The 4,571-nt window shown below is 66.2% G+C and carries 4 protein-coding genes and 3 pseudogenes; 3 read left to right on the top strand and 4 right to left on the bottom strand.

Annotation, left to right across the window (positions count from 1 at the left end):
• Positions 1-257: 257 nt before the first annotated feature.
• Entirely contained in the window at positions 258-566 is a 309-nt protein-coding gene (locus ABT116_RS39885; RefSeq protein WP_351644818.1) for a hypothetical protein, read from the top strand.
• A 40-nt stretch (positions 567-606) separates the two neighbouring features.
• On the opposite strand, the pseudogene ABT116_RS39880 reads toward ABT116_RS39885, so the two are convergent.
• From ABT116_RS39880 to ABT116_RS39870, 3 genes and pseudogenes are all read right to left on the bottom strand, one after another.
• Positions 607-1,137: pseudogene (locus tag ABT116_RS39880) on the bottom strand (TetR/AcrR family transcriptional regulator); the annotation flags it as partial.
• Positions 1,138-1,424: 287 nt separating this feature from the next.
• On the bottom strand, positions 1,425-2,021 hold the full coding sequence (locus tag ABT116_RS39875; RefSeq protein ID WP_351644813.1) for a hypothetical protein: 597 nt from the start codon (positions 2,019-2,021) through the stop codon (positions 1,425-1,427).
• A 4-nt stretch (positions 2,022-2,025) separates the two neighbouring features.
• A complete protein-coding gene (locus ABT116_RS39870) occupies positions 2,026-2,484 on the bottom strand; it encodes a hypothetical protein (protein ID WP_019745870.1) in 459 nt (152 codons plus the stop codon).
• Between the two features lie 82 nt (positions 2,485-2,566).
• Between ABT116_RS39870 and ABT116_RS51070 the strand changes: the two are divergent.
• Positions 2,567-2,947, top strand: a pseudogene (locus ABT116_RS51070) (alpha/beta fold hydrolase); the annotation flags it as partial.
• 142 nt (positions 2,948-3,089) lie between these two features.
• Here ABT116_RS51070 and ABT116_RS51065 read toward each other — a convergent pair.
• Positions 3,090-3,206, bottom strand: a pseudogene (locus ABT116_RS51065) (LLM class F420-dependent oxidoreductase); the annotation flags it as partial.
• Between the two features lie 125 nt (positions 3,207-3,331).
• Between ABT116_RS51065 and ABT116_RS39860 the strand changes: the two are divergent.
• Positions 3,332-4,571 (top strand): PucR family transcriptional regulator ligand-binding domain-containing protein (locus ABT116_RS39860; protein WP_351644808.1); only part of this gene is annotated, 1,240 nt, incomplete at its 3' end.

The raw sequence follows: 4,571 nt of genomic DNA, 5'->3' as shown, positions 1-4,571 counted from the left end.
CACGGAGTCGTCGAGGTAGAGGCGGTTGAACAGTTCGCCGTCACCCGAGTTGAAGACCTGGATGAAGATCTCGTTCTGGATGTCCGTGTCGGAGGACCACAACCGAGCCGACCGAGCAGCAGACATACCTCGAAGTCTGGGGCGACACCGTCAACGGTCGACACCTCGCGATCTCTGTCGCAGTCGGCAGTGTCGTCGGCGCCTCGGCTCTTCTCGCAGCCCAAGCACTGTTCGAACGGGTCGTCAGCGAGCCGTCGTTGGCCCAGGCGTACAGCCTGCTGGTCGGCATCGCGGCCTGCCTGCTCGCCGGCGTCGTCTGCGGAATCTTCATCAAGCCGAAGCGGATAGTCGCCTTGGCGGCCGCCGACGCGGAGTCGATCGACGGTGTCATCACGATGATGAGTGAACAACGCCAGGGTCTCGGCACTCTCGCCGACATTCCGGAACAGAGCCAACTGGAACTTCGCGAACTCGGTCTGTACGACCACTTCGCCGCTGCCGAGGCCGAGCACGCGCGGGTCTCGAAAGCACCGGCCCGATCGCCATCTCGAGCGCTGCCTGCATAGGACGAACGTTGCGGGCTGTCTTGGCGAGAAGATATCCTCCCTGTACGGCAGCCAGAAGCCCGCTCGCCATCGCCCGGGAATCCGCATCCGGTCGCAGGACGTCGCGTCTCTTCAACTCGTCCATCGCATCGACCAGCAGTTGGGTCCATGCCTCGAAGTGGGCGGCAATCGCTCGGCGTGAGTCCTCGTCGTGATCTGCAATCTCATTGGCCAGGGACCCGAGTGGACAACCATACGCTCCGTTCCGAAGCGCGTTGCGTTTGACCAGCTCGTCACGCCACATTTCGAGACCATGCAAAGACTTCACCCTGGCTAGGCGTCGGCGCTGGTGAGTGAGTACGGCGTCGCCACGAGCCTCGATGACCGCCCTGACAAGTGCATCTTTGTCGGCGAAATGATGATAAAGCTGTGACTTCGACGTGGCACTTGCAGCGCGGACGTCAGCAAAGGTTGTGGAGGCCACACCTCGCTCGTACATCAGCTGATCGGCAGCCTCGACAATCCGCGTTCGGGTCGCGGCACCGCGTGCGGTCAAGCGCCGCGCACGTAGCTCACTATCATCCTCACTCACAGACCGAGATTAGCCTGATCGTGTGATCGAGCGATGCAGCGGCCTCCGCGCCCTGATGACCACCGGGTTATAACCCCGGTGGCCATCAGCTGGGACACGAGTCGAGTCCGCTGCAACTGTAGATCGCAGTCATCACTGCTCATGCATTTCGCTCGTCGGAGGTGTCAATCCTTACCTCGGATGATCACTGTGCCGGACGGCGTTCCTGGGTACAAGCCCGACTACCATCGCTGTCACGCATAGATCACGTGTCGAAATAGGTTGCGACAGGAGTCTCCTGTACCGCGTCACCGCTGTCCGCTGACCCAACCGGCGAACACGTCGGAGAACACGTCGGTTTCGCACGCATGCGCCGATTCGGGGTAGGCGCATTCGGGGTATCCGGCGACGACGGCGGCAAGTTCGACGTTGCAACACTGCGCCAAGAGGCCGCGCAGGAGGTCCGCGGCCGACCAGCCGGCGATGGATGCTGCTGGGATGCCCTCTTCCTCGTATACCTTCACCAGATCGCCATGCCTCCAGGACAATTCCTCGGCCACCAGTGCATCGCGGTTGAAAGACATGGCGCGGTCGAGTGATCCGCGCAGAAGCGAGTGTGGATCGTCCTCACCGCGCAGCCTGGTCGCGAGGTCGGCCGGTGCCTTCTGCATGACGAACATCCAGGGTTTGCCGTCGGGAAAGACTCCGCCGAAGCCTGCCACGTTGAAGGGGAGGTGGCTACTGAGAAAATCTGTCTCCACGTCGACGTGCTGATCGTCTCCGAAGTGAATGAAGTGGCCGGACGCGATCTCCTCTCCGATCGCTGGCTCGGCCCACGTGTTGTTCCACAGGTCGGTCATCCGACTGCCGTCGGGAAAATCGAGAACCTCGAAGAGGAAACCCATGTCGTCACCACTCTCCGTCGAAGTGGGTGGTTACTCCACCGGTGAGTCGAGAAACCGTTTGAGCCGAGGTCGCGAGGACGACTCGGCTTGTCTCGAAGGTCATCTCGTCGCGTTCGGTGTCCTCCGATTCGGGATCCTCGGCGAGTGAGAAGTCGAGTTCCACCTCCCGATCGGTGCTGGAACAGACCGAGATCATCAGTCCGAGTCGTTCGTCGGTGAACGCCGGAAGCGATTTCTCGGGATGAAAGTCTGCGGCCGCGTGAAAGAAGAACGCCGCCAGCCGTTCGACAAATCCTTCGTCGGTGTGTCTGCTGAGATACTGATTGAATCGATCGGGGCTGAGCAGGCCTACGTCGAAAACGAGTGTGGGTACGTCGGATTCGAAGACAGCGGCGGGAACCGCATGACTGCGAAGGAAGACTGCGGCGCCGCCGTACCCCGGCAACCTGAACCCATCACGCATCTGGTGTACTCCCGTCGCAGTGGTGTCCTGTCCACGCTAGGCCATAGCCCGCACGCGTGCTGCTTACCGGACACGTCGGTTGATGGAAGAATTACCGCCTATGAGCGCTGTCCTGTACCCGGCCGTCGAACCATACGAGTCGGGGTTGTTGGAAGTGTCGGATGGTCAGAGCCTCTACTGGGAGACCGTCGGGAATCCGGCCGGCATCCCGGTTCTCTATCTCCACGGTGGCCCTGGTTCCGGATGCACTGTCGGTGCCAGGCGTTTTTTCGATCCCGAAACCTTTCGCGCAGTTCTGTTCGATCAACGAGGCTGTGGGCGCAGCCTTCCTCTCGCGAGTGGCCCGGACGTCGATCTCACCGTGAACACGACGGCGCACATCCTCGACGACATCGAGCGTCTTCGTGAACATCTCGGTATCGAACGATGGCTCGTTTCCGGCCTTTCGTGGGGCGTCAGTTTGGGTCTGGTGTACGCCCAAGCGTTTCCCGGGCGGGTGATCGCGATGGCATTGGGCGCGGTCACCGGCGGGACGAGACTCGAAATCGAGTGGATCACCCGTGCCATGGGCAGAATATTTCCGCGTGAATGGGAGGAGTTCGTCGTCCCTCGCCCGCCCACACCTCCCGGTACCCAAGCCGGTCGGCGAGCACCGCGGACCGCAACGGCTCCTCGACCGGACTGTCGTCCTCCCGCCCCATCGCGACCACGCTCATGTCCATGACGGCGCCCTACCCGGCCGATCACCTCGTAATCCGGGGAGATCCACGACGAGATCCGGCCGGTGATCGTCCCGCTGCCCCTCCGGAGATGTCCGGGAGGCACCCGCGCGGGTAGCGTCCGGCACATGGACAGCGGGACGGACAGCGCGCACGACACCCAGGGCGCCGGGATCACCGTGCGGCGGGCGCTGGAGCTGCCGGGGCTGCGCAGTGGGCTGCCCGAGGTGCTGGCGGGGGCCGAGCGGCTCGGGCGGACCGTGCGCTGGGTGCACGCGGGCGAGGTGCCGCACATCGCCTCGCTGCTCAAGGGCGGAGAGCTGCTGCTGACCACGGGCTACGGCCTCGGCACCCGGCCCGCCGAACAGCGGGCGTTCGTGCGCACCCTGGCCGAGCGCGGCATCGCGGCCCTGGTCGTGGAGCTCGGCCCGCGCTTCACCCGGCTGCCCGCCGCTCTTGTCGACACCGCACGCGCGGCCGGACTGCCGCTGGTCCAACTGCACCGCGAGGTGCCGTTCGTCACGGTCACGGAGGAGGTACACACCGAGATCGTCAACGGCCACTACGCGCTGCTGCAGCGGGCCGAGGAGGTGCACCGGCGGTGCACGCAGGCCGTGCTGGGCGGTGGCGGGGTGCCCCAGGTGCTCGGCATCCTGGCCGACTTCGCCGGCAACCCCGTGTTCCTGGAGACGGCGGACGGGCAGTTGCTGTACGCCGCCGGAGCCGGGCCCGAGGGCGCGGACCCGCTCCAGGTGTGGGAAGGGCTGCGCGGCCAGCACAAGGACGAGCCGCCGCTCGCGGGGTCGGTCCTGGTGGACGTGCCGGGCGGCGGGCCCGGCAGCGGGGGCGTCCGGGCGCGTCTCGTCCTGCTGCCGGTGCGTACTCTTCTGGCGCCGGTGCACCGGATGGCGGCCGAACGGGCCGCGGGCATCCTGGCCGTGGTGCTGATGCAGGCCCGCCAGGAGGAGGAGCTGGTGGCGCGTGGGCGGGGCGACTTCCTCACCGACCTCGCCGAGGGCCGGGTGACGGCCGAGGACGCCCCGGCGCAGGCCCGCGTGCTGGGTTTCCGGCCGGGCGAGGGGCCGCTGCTGCCGGTGGTCATGCGGCTCGGGGAAGCGCTGTCCCCGGGTGGGGGCGGCTGGGCCGTTCCGGCCCGGGCGATCTCGGAGGAGCTGGCCACGCTGGGCGTGCCGGTGCTGCTCGGCGTGCGGCCCGTGGAGGGCCGGGTGCTGGTGCTGCTCGGGCTGCGTGCGGAGTCGGAGCGGGCGGCGGTCGCGGACCGGGTCGCGGCGGCGCTGCGGGCCGGTGTGGACCGGGCCGGGATACCGCGGCCGGGCGGGCAGCCGCCCGTGGTGGTCGTGGGCATGG

This window comes from Streptomyces sp. NPDC002130 (genome assembly GCF_040296465.1).
Classification (GTDB): Bacteria; Actinomycetota; Actinomycetes; order Streptomycetales; family Streptomycetaceae; genus Streptomyces.
Note: the sequence above shows the minus strand (reverse complement) of the source record. Positions and strands in the feature narration are given on the sequence as shown.